Annotated in this window: 20 protein-coding genes; all 20 read right to left on the reverse strand. The window is 59.5% G+C overall.

Annotation, left to right across the window (positions count from 1 at the left end; all coding sequences use genetic code 11):
* Window position 1: 1 nt before the first annotated feature.
* Entirely contained in the window at window positions 2-349 is a 348-nt protein-coding gene (locus C8N31_RS04380) for a DUF5333 domain-containing protein (RefSeq protein ID WP_310437635.1), read from the reverse strand.
* Between the two features lie 173 nt (window positions 350-522).
* Window positions 523-849 carry a hypothetical protein gene (locus C8N31_RS04385; protein WP_025048945.1) on the reverse strand — a complete coding sequence of 109 codons (327 nt, stop codon included), beginning with the start codon at window positions 847-849 and terminating at the stop codon, window positions 523-525.
* A 69-nt stretch (window positions 850-918) separates the two neighbouring features.
* A complete protein-coding gene (locus C8N31_RS04390) occupies window positions 919-1,425 on the reverse strand; it encodes a DUF3291 domain-containing protein (RefSeq protein ID WP_025048944.1) in 507 nt (168 codons plus the stop codon).
* Between the two features lie 4 nt (window positions 1,426-1,429).
* Entirely contained in the window at window positions 1,430-1,837 is a 408-nt protein-coding gene (locus C8N31_RS04395; protein WP_025048943.1) for an MAPEG family protein, read from the reverse strand.
* Window positions 1,837-3,132: an NADH-quinone oxidoreductase subunit NuoF gene (gene nuoF / locus C8N31_RS04400; RefSeq protein WP_025048942.1), complete on the reverse strand. Its 1,296-nt coding sequence runs from the start codon at window positions 3,130-3,132 to the stop codon at window positions 1,837-1,839. The genes C8N31_RS04395 and nuoF overlap by 1 nt, the downstream gene beginning before the upstream one ends.
* 10 nt (window positions 3,133-3,142) lie before the next feature.
* The gene (locus C8N31_RS04405) at window positions 3,143-3,373 is read right to left on the reverse strand and encodes a DUF5337 domain-containing protein (protein WP_025048941.1); all 231 of its coding nucleotides are present in this window, start codon (window positions 3,371-3,373) and stop codon (window positions 3,143-3,145) included.
* Between the two features lie 17 nt (window positions 3,374-3,390).
* Window positions 3,391-4,272, reverse strand: coding sequence for a hypothetical protein (locus C8N31_RS20275; RefSeq protein WP_025048940.1), 882 nt, complete (start codon window positions 4,270-4,272; stop codon window positions 3,391-3,393).
* Between the two features lie 31 nt (window positions 4,273-4,303).
* Window positions 4,304-5,506 (reverse strand): NADH-quinone oxidoreductase subunit E, encoded by a 1,203-nt coding sequence (locus tag C8N31_RS04415; protein WP_025048939.1) that lies wholly within the window; start codon window positions 5,504-5,506, stop codon window positions 4,304-4,306.
* 79 nt (window positions 5,507-5,585) lie between these two features.
* On the reverse strand, window positions 5,586-6,827 hold the full coding sequence (locus C8N31_RS04420; protein ID WP_051544630.1) for an NADH-quinone oxidoreductase subunit D: 1,242 nt from the start codon (window positions 6,825-6,827) through the stop codon (window positions 5,586-5,588).
* A gap of 270 nt (window positions 6,828-7,097) precedes the next feature.
* On the reverse strand, window positions 7,098-7,271 hold the full coding sequence (locus C8N31_RS20280) for a hypothetical protein (protein WP_025048937.1): 174 nt from the start codon (window positions 7,269-7,271) through the stop codon (window positions 7,098-7,100).
* On the reverse strand, window positions 7,271-7,876 hold the full coding sequence (locus tag C8N31_RS04425; protein WP_025048936.1) for an NADH-quinone oxidoreductase subunit C: 606 nt from the start codon (window positions 7,874-7,876) through the stop codon (window positions 7,271-7,273). Before C8N31_RS04425 ends, C8N31_RS20280 begins: the two co-directional genes overlap by 1 nt.
* Window positions 7,873-8,397 carry a NuoB/complex I 20 kDa subunit family protein gene (locus tag C8N31_RS04430; RefSeq protein ID WP_025048935.1) on the reverse strand — a complete coding sequence of 175 codons (525 nt, stop codon included), beginning with the start codon at window positions 8,395-8,397 and terminating at the stop codon, window positions 7,873-7,875. Before C8N31_RS04430 ends, C8N31_RS04425 begins: the two co-directional genes overlap by 4 nt.
* Complete coding sequence (locus C8N31_RS04435; protein WP_025048934.1) at window positions 8,388-8,753, reverse strand: NADH-quinone oxidoreductase subunit A; 366 nt, start codon at window positions 8,751-8,753, stop codon at window positions 8,388-8,390. Before C8N31_RS04435 ends, C8N31_RS04430 begins: the two co-directional genes overlap by 10 nt.
* 222 nt (window positions 8,754-8,975) lie before the next feature.
* Window positions 8,976-9,503, reverse strand: a complete 528-nt coding sequence (locus C8N31_RS04440; protein ID WP_156026908.1) for a hypothetical protein — start codon at window positions 9,501-9,503, stop codon at window positions 8,976-8,978.
* A gap of 71 nt (window positions 9,504-9,574) precedes the next feature.
* Complete coding sequence (locus C8N31_RS04445; protein WP_025048932.1) at window positions 9,575-10,357, reverse strand: crotonase/enoyl-CoA hydratase family protein; 783 nt, start codon at window positions 10,355-10,357, stop codon at window positions 9,575-9,577.
* A gap of 41 nt (window positions 10,358-10,398) precedes the next feature.
* Window positions 10,399-11,253: a hydroxymethylglutaryl-CoA lyase gene (locus tag C8N31_RS04450; protein WP_025048931.1), complete on the reverse strand. Its 855-nt coding sequence runs from the start codon at window positions 11,251-11,253 to the stop codon at window positions 10,399-10,401.
* A 28-nt stretch (window positions 11,254-11,281) separates the two neighbouring features.
* Window positions 11,282-11,953, reverse strand: coding sequence for a glutathione S-transferase family protein (locus C8N31_RS04455; RefSeq protein ID WP_025048930.1), 672 nt, complete (start codon window positions 11,951-11,953; stop codon window positions 11,282-11,284).
* Entirely contained in the window at window positions 11,950-13,896 is a 1,947-nt protein-coding gene (locus tag C8N31_RS04460) for an acetyl/propionyl/methylcrotonyl-CoA carboxylase subunit alpha (protein WP_025048929.1), read from the reverse strand. Before C8N31_RS04460 ends, C8N31_RS04455 begins: the two co-directional genes overlap by 4 nt.
* 120 nt (window positions 13,897-14,016) lie before the next feature.
* Complete coding sequence (locus C8N31_RS04465; RefSeq protein WP_025048928.1) at window positions 14,017-15,621, reverse strand: carboxyl transferase domain-containing protein; 1,605 nt, start codon at window positions 15,619-15,621, stop codon at window positions 14,017-14,019.
* A 94-nt stretch (window positions 15,622-15,715) separates the two neighbouring features.
* Window positions 15,716-17,176, reverse strand: a complete 1,461-nt coding sequence (locus C8N31_RS04470; protein WP_231476849.1) for an AMP-binding protein — start codon at window positions 17,174-17,176, stop codon at window positions 15,716-15,718.
* Window positions 17,177-17,217: the final 41 nt, after the last annotated feature.

Here is a 17,217-nt window from a genome sequence, read left to right on the forward strand (position 1 = left end):
CTCACTTCGCTTTCAGTAACGAACCGATCCGGCTCGATTTTTGAATCTCTGCACGTCCTAGCGCACAATAGCTTTGCGGGTCAGAAGTATCGACCCCCTTTGCCTTGAAAAACGCCCTTCCACGGGCACGCATCCGGTCTTTTTCGGCCTCGCTGTCCACGTAGGCGTCGATCTCTGCCTCGGAATAGCCAAGCGCCCGCGCCTGGGCCTTCAGATCCCAAACATAACTGACCGCTTTGAGCATCCGCGCCGAGATCGTAGGGCAGGTTTTGCGGATCCGGTCAGCAATTCCAAGATCAAGCAGCGCATCATCAATCACAGCCACCTCCCGCAGTGGGGGCTTGGCCATGGCGGGCGCCGCCATCAAACTCAATCCAGTTATTGCAATCACGATAAATCGCATTCTTACTTCTCCTCATGTGGTGCGGGCAAACGGGCCCGCCTTGCACATGCGGTTTTGGTGTCTGATAGGCAATAACATCACAAAATGCAAAGCCTCAGGCGGGTTTTACGCGCCAAATTTTACTGTGGGCAACGGCCGCTGAAAATCAGCCGGTCATCCACAATTCTCAACTCCTCTGCGGGGGTGTCCGGCCCAACCGTCCATTCGATGTCGGAGGTGCCATAAAAGCGCACACAATGCGAGATCGCCGCGTGCTCACCCGCCTGCCGCGCGCCCTCTACCGATTGGGAGGCGTCGCGCACTGTCACAGTGAAAACATCCAGCTGTTTGTCCACCTTCGCCACCTTGGTGCGATAATAGAACCCCTCGAACGGGGTCAGCTTGTCCTTGTTCGTACAGCCCGCCAAAAGTGCGACAACCATCAAGGCCGGAACAATTATCTTCATCTTACTTCTCCGCCAGAATACGAAGAGGCCGCAGCCCCCGCATCATCTTATGTTGCCCGCTCATCGTCATCACGCCGCCTGCCCCGTACCGCAAGCCTTGGTTTTCCAAAGCTCTGCGGATTTGATCGATGACCAGCCAAAGGCAAAATCGCTTTCGCCGTTTTTTTCCAGATGGCGGAACCGTTCCATCGCTTCGGCCATGGTCGGTTGATGCCCCTCTGGCACCCACCACATCACAAACCGCATTGCCGCGCCCATGTCGTACCATTCGTCTTTACGGTCATAAAACCGTTTGTGGACCGTGTTCCAGACGAAATGTTCAAGCGTTTCAACGCTTTCCCAAACAGAAAGGGTCGAGGCCATGCGCGGGTTGCCACCCATCGCGCCCTCTGGGTCATTCTGTTCGCTGTCCATGGTTTCTTCGTTCATCATCCAGACAAAACCGGGTGCGCGTTGCGCAACCCCATTGACCAGATCCAGCCCATTCACAAAGTCCTGCACCCTTGGATCATCCCAATCGTATTTGAGAATGCCCAGGTTCAGCTCTGCGAGATGATGACCGGCAGGGTGTTTCATCAGATCAAAGCACCGCCACTACGGCAAGAACAGCCAAGGCCAACATGCAGAACCAACCCACTGCGAAACAGGTCGATCGCAGACTCTGGTTTTCGGTTTTGATGTGCACGATCGCCATGGCGATCCGCGCCACAATAAACAACGAGGCCAGAAGATTGACCCAGAACGCAGGCGCGCCAGCCAGCATTGCAGCGACGGTCGCAGCCACAAACGGGCCGGAGTTTTCAACCGCGTTCATAAACGCCCGTTCGCGGCGGTAGACTACATCGGAATAATCCCGCTTGGGCTTGCCGCACTCACAACGTTTCTCGGCGGACCGGCCCATGGTCGATGCCCCGGCCAGCAGCGCCACAATCACCGACCAAAGTGCCAAGGACAGGATGGCGTGGCTATACTCTGAAAAGCCTTCCATTATTCTGCCGCCACTGCTGAAACGCGCCCGGTGCGCTTGTGCTTGATCCGGTCTTCGATCTCGTCACGGAAGTGACGGATCAAACCCTGAATGGGCCATGCCGCCGCATCCCCCAGCGCACAGATCGTGTGGCCTTCGACCTGTTTGGTCACATCCAGCAGCATGTCGATCTCTTCGGGTTCCGCATCGCCTGTGACCAGACGGTCCATGACCCGCATCATCCAGCCCGTGCCCTCGCGGCAGGGCGTACACTGGCCGCAGCTTTCGTGCTTGTAGAACTTCGACAACCGCCAGATCGCTTTGATCACATCGGTGGAATTGTCCATCACGATGACCGCCGCCGTGCCAAGGCCCGACCGTTGTTCGCGCAGATAGTCAAAGTCCATGATCGCGTCTTTCATCTGCGCACCTGGGATCATCGGCACCGACGACCCGCCCGGGATCACCGCCTTGAGATTGTCCCAACCGCCGCGAATACCGCCGCAATGGGTCTCGATCAGTTCTTCAAAGGAAATCGACATCGCCTCTTCAACCACACAAGGGTTGTTGACGTGGCCCGAGATCGCAAACAGCTTGGTGCCCGCATTGTTCGGACGGCCAAAACCGGCAAACCATTCTGGCCCGCGCCGCAGAATCGTTGGCACAACCGCGATCGATTCCACGTTGTTCACCGTGGTCGGGCACCCATAAAGGCCCGCGCCCGCAGGGAACGGCGGCTTCATCCGCGGCATGCCCTTTTTGCCCTCAAGGCTTTCCAGCAGTGCAGTTTCTTCACCGCAGATATAGGCACCAGCCCCGTGATGCAGATAGATGTCAAAATCCCAACCGGATTTTGACGCGTTCTTGCCGACAAGACCAGCGTCATACGCCTCATCAATCGCGGCTTGCAGCGCTTCACGCTCGCGGATGTATTCCCCGCGAATGTAGATGTAACAGGCGTTGGCGTTCATCGCGAAACTGGCGATCAGACAGCCTTCGATCAGCGTATGCGGATCATGGCGCATGATCTCACGGTCTTTGCAGGTGCCCGGCTCGGATTCGTCCGCGTTGATCACCAGATAGGCAGGACGGCCATCACTTTCTTTGGGCATAAAGGACCATTTCAAACCGGTGGGGAAACCCGCACCGCCGCGCCCGCGCAGGCCGGAGGTTTTCATCTGGTCGATGATCCAGTCGCGGCCTTTCTTGATGATGCCCGCCGTGCCATCCCAATGGCCACGCGCCTGTGCGCCCTTAAGGGTACGGTCATGCATCCCGTAGATGTTGGTAAAGATGCGGTCTTGGTCCTGAAGCATAACTGCCTACCTACTCACTTGCTTTGGCGGCCCGCCGGGCCTGCCATATCTGATAAATCACAACCAACGCCCAAAAGAGCGCGGCCAAAGCTGCAAAATCGAACAAAAGCGCATAGCGCCCCGGCAGCCCCAAAGCAGGCCCCGCCCATTGCGCGATAATCCAAAGCACCATCGTCACGGCAATGACCAGAGCAACACTCTGGCCCTTGCGTGCAATCGCTTTGTCTGTCTCAACGCTCATCTGCGGGACGCTCCGGTCTATTTCTTCTTACGCTTCGAGAACTCTGTCTCGCCGCCTTTGGCCAGAATTTTGGCCTGGCTGATCCAATCGTCCCGTTCAATCCGGCCTTTGAAACGCAGGCGGTCATCGACCCAAGCGATCTCTTTCTTGCGCAAGCCCGCCACCTGATCGTAGTGCCAGATGCCCATTTCGTTCAGGGTTTGCTCCAACTTGGGGCCAACGCCGCTGATCAGTTTGAGATCATCCGCACCGGTTGCACGCGGCGCAGTCATCAATTCGGGTTTGCCATCCGCCGCAACAGCGGCACGTTTGGGCTTGGCGGCGGATGCGGTGGCTGCCTTGGGTTTGGCAGCCGCCTTTGGCTTTGCCGCAGCTTTGGGTTTGGCTGCCGCTTTGGGTTTCGCCGGCGCCTTGGGCTTGGCCGCCGCCTTGGGTTTCGCATTTGCCTTGGGTTTGGCAGTGGCCTTGGGCTTGGCCGCTGCTGCCGGTTTGGCAGTTGCCGCATCGGGTGCGGCTGCTGCGGGGGCTGCTTCATCGGCCGGGCTGGTCTCTGGCGCATCATCCACCAAATCCACAGCCTTGGCCGGGGCCGCATGGGCGGTTGCAGCGGCAGAGGAGGCAGCCGGCGCCGCAGAGGTTGTGGTGTCCGTGCTGGCTGCGCTGGCCGCAGAGACGGATGTCGCTGCTGGACCTGAGGCAGAGGCATTGCCGCTGCTGCTACAGCGGAACTGGATCAACAAATAGCCGAGAATGATCGCAATCACGATCCCTGCAAACACCGATGAAAGGAACGACCAGCCCGCCAGAGCCAGCAGCAGCAGTGCACAGATCACGCCGCCCACGGCACCCATGATCCAACAGTTACGCGCGCAATCGGCGCCGTCTGTGTTATCTGTCATTTTCGTCCCTCTTCCCGTTGTTTTTTATGTCTCAGTCTTTGTAGATATTCCCCTTGCTGGCCCGCGTGGAAAACTCTGTCTCCTCGCCTGCGGCCAGTCTAACCGCCTGTTCGACCCAATTGTCGCGGCTCACACGACCTTTGAAGCCTTCCAAATTCTCATCCACCCAAGCCACCGCCTGTGCGTCCCACTTCGCAATCTGGTCGTAGTGGAAATAACCCATGGTGTTCAGCAAACCCTCAAGCTTAGGTCCGACACCTTTGATCATTTTCAGATCATCCGCGCCCGCCTTGCGCGGCGCTTTCATGGTGCGTGGCTTCTTACCCGCAGCCGGAGCAGCGTCAGCCTTGGCCGGTGCTGGCGCAACGCTGCCCGTCTTGGGCTTGGCTTTTGCCTTGGCTTTCGGCGCTTCGCCCGGTGTTTCGGAATGCTTGTCAGAGCTTTCGCCCACCGCGCGTTTGGACGCCGCGGGTTTTGCCGCCGCTTTGGTCTTTTTCGCCGCCGCAGGTTTCTTGTCCGCGTTTGCACCCTTGAGCCATGGGGTCAGCAACGGCACTTCGGTGCCATCAATGCGTTTAACGCTGTCGCCAATGTCCACGGCCAGCTGCGCGCTGGCGTTGTATTGCGTCTTGCCGCTGTCATGACCCGTCAGGCTTGTCAGACCGCTAAGCGGTTCAGAGGCGTAACGCCCGTTTTGCGGGCCCGGAACCGGCACCTTGCCAGCAGACAGATCATCCAGCAGCGCAATCAGCTTGTCACGGGTCAGATCCTCGTAATAGTCCTTGCCGATCTGCGCCATCGGCGCATTGGCGCAGGCACCAAGGCATTCGACCTCTTCCCAGGAAAACTTGCCATCCGCCGACAGCTCGTGCGGGTTCGGTGCAATGCGTTCCTTGCACAGGCCAACCAGATCTTCGGCGCCGCAAATCATGCAGGTTGTGGTCCCGCAAATCTGGATATGCGCAACAGAGCCGACAGGCTGCAACTGGAACATGAAGTAAAAGGTCGCGACCTCAAGCCCGCGAATATAGGCCAGGCCCAGCATGTCAGAGATATGCTCAATCGCCGGACGGCTGAGCCAGCCTTCCTGTTCCTGCGCACGCCACAGCAGCGGAATGATCGCGCTGGCCTGACGCCCTTCGGGGTATTTGGTCATCTGCGCTTCGGCCCATGCCTGATTGGCGGGGGTGAAGGCAAAGTTTTCTGGTTGTTCGTGGTGCAAACGGCGCAGCATAGTCTCTAGCTTTCGTTTGTTTGGCGGACCGATGGCCCGCCATGAGTGTATTCAAATAGGTGATGGGCCATCGGCCGCATCAGCGGTCGATCTCCCCGAACACCACGTCCATGGTGCCGATGATCGCGGCAACATCGGCCAACTGGTGGCCTTTGCTGATGTGATCCATCGCCTGAAGATGCGGATAGCCCGGTGCGCGGATCTTGGCGCGGTAGGGTTTGTTGGATCCATCCGCCACAAGGAACACGCCAAACTCGCCTTTGGGCGCTTCGACGGCGCAATACACCTCGCCCGCTGGCACGTGGAACCCTTCGGTATAAAGCTTGAAGTGGTGGATCAGGCTTTCCATGTTGGTCTTCATCGCGGAGCGGGTTGGCGGGGTCAGTTTGCCCCGTGCCAGAATATCGCCCTTGCCCTCGGGCGCGCGCAACTTGGCAATCGCCTGATGGATGATGCTGACCGATTGGCGCATCTCTTCCATGCGGCAGAGGTAGCGGTCAAAACAATCGCCGTTCTTGCCAACCGGGATCTGGAAATCGAACTCGTCATAGCATTCATAGGGCTGCGACCGGCGCAGATCCCATGCCATGCCAGAGCCGCGCACCATCACGCCGCTGAAGGCATAATCCAGAATGTCCTGTTCACTGACCACACCGATATCAACGTTGCGCTGTTTGAAAATCCGGTTTTCGGTCAGCAACCCGTCAATATCCGCCAGCAGATTGGGGAATTCATTGGCCCAAGTCTCAATATCGTCGATCAGGTCTTCGGGCAGATCCTGATGCACACCGCCGGGGCGGAAGTAAGCTGCGTGCAAACGCGCGCCGCAGGCCCGCTCATAAAACACCATCAGCTTTTCGCGTTCCTCAAAACCCCAGAGCGGCGGCGTCAGCGCCCCCACGTCCAAGGCTTGCGTGGTCACGTTCAGCAGGTGGTTCAATACCCGGCCAATCTCGGAATAAAGCACCCGGATCAGGCTGGCGCGGCGTGGCACTTCGGTGCCGGTCAGCTTTTCAATGGCCAGACACCAGGCATGTTCCTGGTTCATCGGTGCCACATAATCCAGCCGGTCAAAATACGGCAGGTTTTGCAGATAGGTCCGGCTTTCCATCAGCTTTTCCGTGCCGCGGTGCAGCAGGCCGATGTGCGGATCACAGCGTTCTACAATCTCGCCGTCCAGTTCCAGCACCAGACGCAGAACCCCGTGCGCCGCAGGGTGTTGCGGGCCGAAGTTGATGTTGAAATTGCGGATCTTCTGTTCCCCGGTGACAGCATCGGTCGAGCCGTCATCATAGGTGTTCACGCGAATATCGCCGTCCATTATTTCAGCACCTTCTTGTAAGGGTAGCTCCGGACAATGATCCGATATGTGCTCCAGATAAGAACCGGGGCGAGAATAGTCACTGTCAATAGAAGCAAACCACCGCCAGTGAGAAGGAGAAGCAAGAAATAGTCCGAAATGGAGATCATTTCCACCCCCTCGACCGCATGTGCCAGCCGCGCAATTCTTGCTCGCTTGTTTCCACAGGAATGGTCAATCTCTCTCTTTGCCCAAACAGTTCGGCCATCATCTTTTCCAGAAACGCAATCATCACAGTTTCTCCAACTCTTGCAGCTTGAGACCCATCCACCACAGCAAGGCAATTGTGCCAAGCGGGACAAGGCACACAGCCGCCCAGTATTTGTTGATGCCAAAGAATGGCAGCAGCTTGACCATCGGGATGGCGGTCAGTGCAGACAGGATCAACCACCAGATACCGCCCATTACTTCGCCTCCGCCTTGTCGTCGCCGGGCAGGATGTATTCAGCCCCCTCCCATGGCGACATGAAATCAAACTGGCGGTATTCCTGAACCAGCTTAACCGGCTCATAGACCACGCGCTTTTGCGCCTCGTCATAACGCACTTCGGTATAACCCGTGGTCGGGAAATCCTTGCGCAGCGGGTGCCCGCGGAAGCCATAATCCGTCAGGATGCGGCGCAGGTCCGGGTGGCCGGAAAACAGGATGCCGAACATGTCGAAAATCTCACGTTCAAACCAGTTGGCGCTGGGATGTACGTCGACCAGCGATGGCACCATATCCTTTTCCCGCGCGGCCACGCGCAGGCGGATGCGGTGGTTCTGGTACATGCTGAGGAAGTGGTACACCACGTCAAAGCGTTTGGCACGGCCCGGGTAATCCACCGCCGTGATGTCGATCAATGTCGAAAACCGGCAGGTCGCATCACCTTTGAGAAATTCCACCAGACCAGTGATGTTGGTCAGCGTGACATCCACGTTCAGCTCACCATGGGCAATCTCCCATGACAGCACACAATCGGGGCGTTTGGCCTCAATATAGGCGCCGAGTTCTTGCAGTTGCTCGCTCATCTTACAATTGTCCCTGTCCGGCGCATCTTGCGTTGCAATTGCAACAGACCATAAAGCAGCGCCTCGGCCGTGGGCGGGCAGCCCGGCACATAGACGTCCACCGGCACGATCCGGTCACAGCCGCGCACAACGCTGTAGGAATAGTGGTAGTAGCCACCGCCGTTGGCACAAGACCCCATCGAGATCACATAGCGCGGCTCTGGCATCTGGTCGTATACCTTGCGCAGCGCCGGTGCCATCTTGTTGGTCAGCGTGCCAGCCACGATCATCAGATCCGACTGGCGCGGGCTGGCGCGCGGCGCGGTGCCGAAACGCTCAAGATCATAGCGGGGCATCGAGGTGTGCATCATCTCGACCGCGCAGCACGCCAGACCAAAGGTCATCCAGTGCAACGACCCCGTTCGGGCCCAGTTGATGATGTCTGCGGTTGACGTGACAAGGAACCCCTTGTCCTGCAATTCTGCGTTCAGGGCCTGCGTTGCAACCTCGCGGTCGGGCCCTGCCGTTGCGGTCACTGCCATTCCAGCGCCCCTTTCTTCCACTCATAAGCAAATCCGGCGGTCAAAACCCCCAGGAACACCATCATCGACCAAAAGCCGACCATGGATATATCCTTGAACGCCACTGCCCATGGGAACAGGAAGGCAATCTCAAGGTCAAAAATGATGAACAGGATCGAGACGAGATAGAATCGCACGTCGAACTTCATCCGCGCATCGTCAAAGGCGTTGAACCCACATTCATAGGCGGACACTTTTTCAGGATCCGGGTTGCGCACAGCAACCACAATAGCGGCAAGGATCAGCACAACGCCAAACCCGATGGCCACGGCCAGAAAAACAAGGATGGGCAGATATTCCCGCAGCATGTCGTCCAAGGGGAGGCTCCTTTAGCTTGGCAGTCTTTGGATTGGTCAAAGACGCTGGCAGAACAGACTTGGAACGGGTTTAGCCAAGGTGGTGGTCAGGGTCAACGGGAGGATGGGTGGAAATGGCCTCAGATGGGCTGTTATCAGGCGCAATTGGATGGATATGGGGTGCCTCGCGCGGATTGACCGCAAGGGCTTGGCCGCGTTCGCGGTTTACCCCAGTGCAGTCGATCAATCCGCAATCGTGCAATCTGGGTCCGCCAAACAGGCCCGGACCTTCTGGTACATCGTTTCAGAAAGCGGGAAATAAGCGTCACACAGATCAGCGCGAATTTCGACCCAATCCCCCTGCCCCAATGACCGCATCATGCCAAACACCGGCTCATCAAACGCAGGCAGTGATCCGATGAACTGCTCTCGAACCGGCAAGTTAATGATCGTCTGTCTGGTCGAGAAGGGCTCGGCTGATCCGTTGTTCAGTCGCACGCCCGAAAATCGAATGGCACGCCGGTAGGTATAGGTGACATCAGCCTTAACTTCATCTGCCGCGGTGCCGGGATCGACCCAACGCGCAAACCGGGCATCGGCCTCGACCTCATGGGTAAACGGCCCGGATTTCACCTTTTCAAAGACACCCCAGACCAGAAACGTCCCTTGTGCCAAATCGCGATGGGCCATAGCGAACCGCCGCACATAGTCATCCTTGGTTTGCGTGTCAGGATCTGCGCCATAGAAGGCCTCGGGGTATCGACAGCTCAAAGCGCTGGCAGGCACGGCGCAGATTACAGCGCCAAGCGCCGCGAGCAGACAAAGGGTCGCGCCCCTGCCCCTCACGCCATCCAAGCCGCCTTGCGCCGATCAAAGAACGCACCGATGCCTTCGGCGGCTTCCTCTGTCTCCCAACGTTCCGCCAGTGCGGCGATGGTATGCGCTACGACCTCATCATCAATCCGTGGTCCCAGATCACGGGCCAGTTTCTTGGCCGCTGCCACCGCCCCCGGTGCGCAGGACAGATAGGGCACCACTTCGGCCTCTATCGCCGCATCCAGATCATCCGCTGGCACCGCGCGGGCCAGCAGGCCCAGATCAATCGCCTCATCCGCACCAAAAAGACGCGCCGACATGAACACGCGCCGCGCCCGACCCTCGCCCATCCGGGCCAGAACATAGGGTCCGATGGTCGCCGGGATGATCCCCAGCCGGGTTTCCGTGAACCCCATCTTGAGGCTGTCCACGCCAATCGCCACGTCACAGACTGATGCCATGCCAACCCCGCCGCCAAAGGCATTGCCCTGCACCTTGCCAATCAAAGGTTTCGGCAGACTGTTGAGCGCCCCGAGCATTGTCGCCAGCTTGCCTGCCTCTTTGCTGCGGGTTTCCGGGTCCATCTCGGCCTGATCGCGCATCCAGCCGAGATCCCCGCCCGCGCAAAACGATTTGCCCGCACCGGTCAACACCACCACCCGCACGGCATCATCCGCCGCTAGGTCCGCCGCTGCCTGCGTCAGATCGGCCAGCATCTGCGCGGACATGGCGTTGTGCTTTTCCGCACGGTTCAGCGTCAGCGTCGCCACACCGCGCGTGTCGGTTGTTATCTCAATGGTCTCGAACATGTTGTTCCTACTTTACTTTTTCCACTGCCGCACCGGCGGCACTAGCCGCGCATTGCGCGGGCCATCTCGGCGGCCTCTTCGATCACCGCCTGATCCAGACCGGTTTCATAGCCCAGCGCGGTCAAATGCGCATTCACCGCCTCAGTGGCGACATTCCCCGCCGCCCCCGGCGCATAGGGGCACCCCCCCAAGCCGCCAACGGCCGCATCAAAGACCCGCACCCCCATCGAAAGAGAGGCATCAATATTGGCCATCGCCCGCCCGTGAGTGTCATGGTAATGCCCCGCCAGACGCCCCACCGGCACCACATCGCGCACCGCGAGCAGCATCTTTGCGATGCTGTCCGGTGTGCCCGCGCCAATCGTGTCGCCCAGCGAAACCTCGTAACATCCCATGGCAAACAGCTTGTCCGCCACCATCGCCACGGCAGAGGGATCAACCGCTCCGTCATAGGGGCATTCCACCACACATGACACATAGCCGCGCACCGGAATATCCAGATGCCGCGCCTCTTCGAGCACCGGCACAAACCGTTCGAGCGATTCTGCGATGCTGGCGTTGATATTCTTCTGGCTGAACCCTTCGGAGGCAGACCCGAACACTGCGATCTCATCAGCCTTGGCCGCCAGCGCATCTTCATAGCCGCGCAAGTTGGGCGTCAGAGCGGCATAGCGCACGCCTTTGGCCCGCTTGATCTGGCTCAGAACCTCGCCCGACCCTGCCATCTGCGGCACCCACTTGGGGCTGACAAAACTGGCGCATTCAATCCGGCGAAAGCCCGCATCGCTCAGCCGGTCGACCAGCGCGACCTTTTCAGACACAGGTATTTCCCGTGCCTCGTTTTGCAATCCGTCCCGGGGGCCGACCTCAAAAATCTCACATGGTCCCAAGCTCATGGCATTCCCCTTCGTTGCCGCATCCGCCTCAGACCTTTTCTATTGGCCAAGGCGGATAAAATTCCTGTTCATAGATCCCGCCCTCTGTGGGCAGGGATTTGGCAAAGCTGTCCCGCGCCGTGATCCGTGCATACCATTCAGCCACCGCAGGGTGCTGATCCAGCTTCACAAAGTAGCGTGACATATAAACTGCCTGACCAACAGAAATATCCGCAGCCGAAAACCCGCTGGTCAAAAGATAGTCGCGGTTCTCCACCGGCGTGCTCAGCCGTGCCTCAAGCGCATCATAACATTTGGCAATCCGCGCCGCCTCCAGCTTCATCACGATGGGGCTGCGCATATGGTCCTCGCGCAGCGCCACATGTTGCTGGGTCAATGCCGCCGTGTGCTGGCTGATGGTTTCGGCAAAATGCACCCAGACCAGCCAGGCCATACGGTCGGGATCATCCACCGGACGGCCCAACCGGTCAGGGCTGTAGCGTTCGCACAAATATTGCGTGATCGCGCCGGTCTCAAACATCCGCTCTCCGTCGATCTCAAGCGCAGGCACCCGGCCTGCCGGTGACAGGCTCAGGTACTCCGGATCGCGCAGCGACTTGTCAAACGCGTGCAGCTTAAGCTGAAACTCCACATCCATCTCGTTGAGCAACCAAAGGGTGCGCATCGAGCGGGTCTGCGGGCAGTGGTGCAATGTGATCATGCAGCGGCCTCCTCTTCGGCCTCCAACCTAACAAGTGCTGCCCCGGCTTCAACCTGATCGCCAGCTGTGGCCAGAACTTCGGCCACGATGCCATCGCGGGCCGCCAGCAAGGAATGTTCCATCTTCATCGCCTCCAGCACCGCCAGACGGTCGCCCTTGGCCACGGCCTGCCCCACTTTGGCATCCACAGCACGGACAAGACCAGGCATCGGCGCCTCGATGAGATTGCCATCGCCCTGCGCCCCTGCAGCCCGCGAAAGCGGATCAATCACCTCAAAGGCCATGCCGTAGCCCTCGAACACTGTGACCGTTGCGCCCGCTGTGGCCACATCCGCGGCAGGCAAACCGCCAATGGTCCACCGACCACCCCGGCGCAACGCCTGCACTTCGTTCTCGCCAACGGTCCAATGCTGCTCATCCGGCGAAATCACCCGCACTTTCAGAAAATGTTCCTCTCCGCCCCAACCCAGCATGATCTGACGCCGTAGCGCCCGCCACAGGGTAAAACCAGTCTCTGCTTGGGTGTCCAAAAGCCCCAGCGCCGCCATCCCAGCCAATGCCGCATGCCGCGGTGCAATCTCCGGTGCGGCTGTGAGCGCATCAATGTCACGGGCAATCAACCCGGTATCCACTTCGCCTTTGCCAAAGCCTTCATGGCCCGCAAGCGCCCCGAGGAAGGCCAGATTGGTCACCGTACCGCCCACCTGACAACCGCTAAGCGCGGCCCGCAAGCGCGACAAGGCCACATCGCGGTTCGGCCCATGCACAATCACCTTGGCAATCATCGGATCGTAAAACGGGCTGATCGTGTCCCCTGCCCGCACACCGCTGTCGGCGCGGGTCTGCGGGGTGAACTGCAAATGCGTCAACGTGCCGGTCGCTGGCAAAAAACCCTTGGGCACGTCTTCGGCATAAAGCCGCGCCTCAAAAGCATGCCCGCTGATCGACAATTCACCCTGCTGCTTGGGCAGGCTCTCGCCCGCCGCCACGCGCAGCTGCCATTCAACCAGATCCACACCTGTTATCAGCTCGGTCACAGGGTGTTCCACTTGCAACCTTGTGTTCATCTCCATGAAAAAGAACCCATCTGCCCGCAAGCCGCCCGATCCATCCACGATGAACTCGACCGTGCCGGCCCCGGCATAACCAATCGCCTCTGCGGCCCGCACCGCCGCCTGACCCATGGCATCGCGCACGTCCTGCGGCATGTCCGGCGCGGGTGCCTCTTCGATCACTTTCTGATGGCGACGCTGCAATGAACAATCACGCTCAAACAGATGTACCGCCTTGGTGCCATCGCCAAACACCTGCACCTCGATATGGCGCGGCTTGGTCACAAATTTCTCAACCAGAACATCCGAATTGCCAAAGGCGGTCTTGGCCTCAGAGCGGGCCGACTCCAGCGCCGCCTGAAACCCGCCCGCCTCTTCCACAAAACGCATACCCTTGCCGCCGCCGCCCGCAACCGCCTTGATCAACACCGGATAGCCGATCTTGCCCGCTTCTGCCGCCAAAAGCGCATCATCCTGATCCGCCCCGTGATAGCCCGGCACCACCGGCACTCCGGCCTCCACCATCAATGCCTTGGCCGCATCCTTCAGGCCCATCGCCCGAATGGCCGATGCCGATGGCCCGATAAAGGTCAAACCGGCCTTCTCGACCGCCTCGACAAAATCGGGGTTCTCGGACAGGAACCCATAGCCGGGGTGGATCGCCTGTGCGCCGGTCTCCAGCGCCGCCTGAATGATCACATCACCCTTAAGATAGCTCTCCGCCGGGGCCGAGCCGCCAATATGCACGGCCAGATCCGCCATCTGCACATGTTTTGCCGACCGGTCCGCATCAGAATACACCGCCACACAGCGCACACCCATGGCCTTCGCCGTTTCCATCACCCGGCAAGCAATCTCGCCCCGGTTCGCAATAAGGATCGTGTCAAACATTCGCCGTTCCTTCACTTTCTACTTTGTCTTCCTTTTTGGCCTTAAATATTCCGGGGGTCTGGGGGCTGGCCCCCAGCTCTGTCCCAAAAAAAACCCCTGCGCCTTTGTGATCCATCGCCATCACATCCGGAACACGCCAAAGCGTGTCGGCTCAATCGGTGCATTCAAACTGGCGGAGAGCGACAGCGACAACACATCGCGGCTCTTGCGTGGATCAATGATCCCATCATCCCAAAGCCGCGCGGAAGCATAAAGCGGATGGCTCTGCTCTTCGAACATATCAATGGTCGGCTGTTTAAAACTGGCCTCTTCTTCGGCGGACCAGGTGCCGCCTGCCCGTTCGATGGCATCTCGTTTGACCGTCGCCAAAACCCCCGCCGCCTGCGGGCCGCCCATCACGGAAATCCGGCTGTTGGGCCAGGTCCACAAGAAACGCGGGCGATAGGCCCGGCCCGACATGCCATAGTTGCCCGCCCCGAAGGAGCCGCCAACCAACATGGTGATTTTGGGCACATTGGTGCTGGCCACAGCCGTCACCATCTTGGCGCCGTGCCGGGCAATACCTTCGTTCTCGTACTTGCGCCCCACCATAAAGCCAGTGATGTTTTGCAGGAAAACCAGCGGGATATTGCGCTGCGAACACAGTTCAATGAAATGCGCGCCTTTTTGTGCTGCCTCCGAAAACAGCACGCCATTGTTGGCCACGATCCCGATCGGGCATCCTTTGACATGGGCAAATCCGGTCACAAGGGTTTCGCCAAAGCGGGCCTTGAACTCATCAAAGCGGCTGCCATCCACCAAACGCGCGATCACCTCGCGAATGTCGTAAGGCGTGCGCAGATCGGCGGGCACCACGCCCAGCAGTTCGGATGGATCATAGGCCGGCTCTTCGGGGCTGGCCCATTCCACGGTCTTGGGTTTGCTGCGGTTCAGCTGCCCCACGGCACGGCGGGCCAGTGACAGGGCGTGGGCATCATCCTCGGCCAGATAGTCGGCCACGCCGGACAGGCGGGTGTGTACGTCACCGCCGCCCAGATCTTCGGCAGAGACCACTTCGCCCGTTGCCGCCTTCACCAGCGGCGGACCAGCGAGAAAAATCGTGCCTTGCTCTTTGACAATGATCGTCACGTCAGACATCGCCGGAACGTAGGCTCCGCCAGCGGTGCAAGAGCCCATCACAACCGCAATCTGCGGAATGCCCTTGGCGCTCATCCGGGCCTGATTGTAAAAAATCGCGCCAAAATGATCCCGGTCGGGAAACACTTCATCCTGATTGGGCAGGTTCGCCCCGCCGCTGTCGACCAGATAGACACAAGGCAGATGGTTGGTCTCGGCAATTTCCTGAGCGCGGAGGTGCTTTTTCACCGTCATCGGATAGTAGGTGCCGCCCTTCACGGTGGCATCATTACACACCACCATGACCTCTTGCCCCTGCACCCGGCCAATGCCTGCGATCACACCCGCACAGGGCGCCGCCCCATCATAAAGCCCATGCGCCGCCGTTGCGCCTATCTCCAGAAACGGGCTGCCGGGGTCCAGCAGGTTGGCGACACGTTCCCGCGGCAACATCTTGCCCCGGCTTTCGTGGCGGGCGCGGGATTTCTCGCCGCCGCCCAGTGCCGCGGCCTGCGCCGCCTCACGCACCTGATCCAGCGCCTCCAAATGGGCGGTTTCGTTGGTCTTGTAGCCTTCAGACGAAGGCAGCGCCTGCGAAGTGAGTTTCACGTTTCATCTCCTTCATTTCGCGGAATATCTTGGCACGAGGGTGCCGGTTGTTCTGAATAAATCTGTTCTGTGGGCGGATGGTTCATTGGCAAATTCATACCTCCGCCTCCGCCGCTGCGCGTGCCTTGAGATCCTTGCGGATCACCTTGCCGGTTACGGTCATCGGCAGCGCATCAAGAAAAGCGATTTCCCTTGGATAAGAATAGCTTGCCAGCCGTTCTTTGACCCAAATTTGCAGCTCAGCTTCACCCACATCAGCGCCGTCTTTGCGCACCACATAGGCCTTGACCACTTCCGTGCGCAGCGCATCGGGCTTGCCCACCACGCCGACGGTTGCGACGCCGGGATGGGTCAGCAGGCAGTCCTCAATCTCGGCCGGACCGATGCGGTATCCGGCTGAGGTGATCACATCATCCTCGCGCCCGACAAAGCGCAGGTAATCACCATCCCAGATGCCACGATCTCCGGTGATCAGCCAATCGCTGATAAACTTCTCTGCCGTGGCTTCGGGCCGGTTCCAATAGCGCAACATCATCGAGGCCGACCCGCGCCGCACCGCCACGCCGCCTTCGCCCGTTGTGGGCTGGCCGTTTGCGTCAATCACGGCAACATCATGGCCCGGCACCGGCTTCCCGATACATCCCGGCTGCGCTGCAAAATCGGCGGCGCAGGATGAGGCAACCATGTTGCATTCGGTCTGGCCATAAAATTCGTTGATCTCCAACCCGAAGGCTTTGCGCCCCCAGGCCAGCATCTCGCCGCCCAACGGCTCGCCGCCGCTGGCCACGGACCGCAAACCGGGGATCGCGACATCAGCGGCCTTGAGCATGCGCAGTGCCGTGGGCGGAAAGAACACGTTTCGCGCACCGCCCTGTGCAATCACCTCGGCGCAGCCCTCTACCGTGAATTTACTCATCCGCGCCGCGACCACAGGAATGCCAAGCGCCAGCCCCGGCATCAGCACATCAAACAGCCCGCCAATCCATGCCCAATCCGCCGGGGTCCACAGGCAATCACCGTCCTGTCCCAGATGGTTGTGACTGATCGAAACGCCGGGCAAATGGCCGGTCAGAACCCGATGTCCATGCAGCGCCCCTTTGGGGCTGCCGGTGGTGCCGGAGGTGTAAATCAGCACGGCAGGGTCATCCGCGGCCGTGTCGGAAAAACCTACGGGGTCACCGGCAAGGCCAGCGCTTTCAGCAATCCACGCTTCTGCCAGATCGCCCAGCAGTGACGCCCCTTCATCGTCCGTCAGGACAATGGCACAGCCTGCATCCCCGACCCGGCTGGCCAGCGCATCATGCTTGAAAAGTTTGAACAAAGGCACTGAAATCGCACCTATTTTCCAGATCGCCAGATGTGCCGCCGCGCACCACGGGCTTTGGCTGAGCAAAACGCCCACACGGTCGCCGGCCTGCACCTGTTGCAACAAGGCGCGGGCCAGATCATCGGCCATGCTATGCAGCTGGCCAAAGCTGACATCGCGCCGTTGCGGCCCTGTCAGATCAATGATTGCCGTGGCCCCGTCCGGCTGCGACAAGCATTGCGCAGCCATGTTCAGCCGCACAGGAATGTCCCAACTGTGGTCATTATGCA

This window comes from Sulfitobacter mediterraneus (assembly GCF_003054325.1).
Classification (GTDB): domain Bacteria; phylum Pseudomonadota; class Alphaproteobacteria; order Rhodobacterales; family Rhodobacteraceae; genus Sulfitobacter; species Sulfitobacter mediterraneus.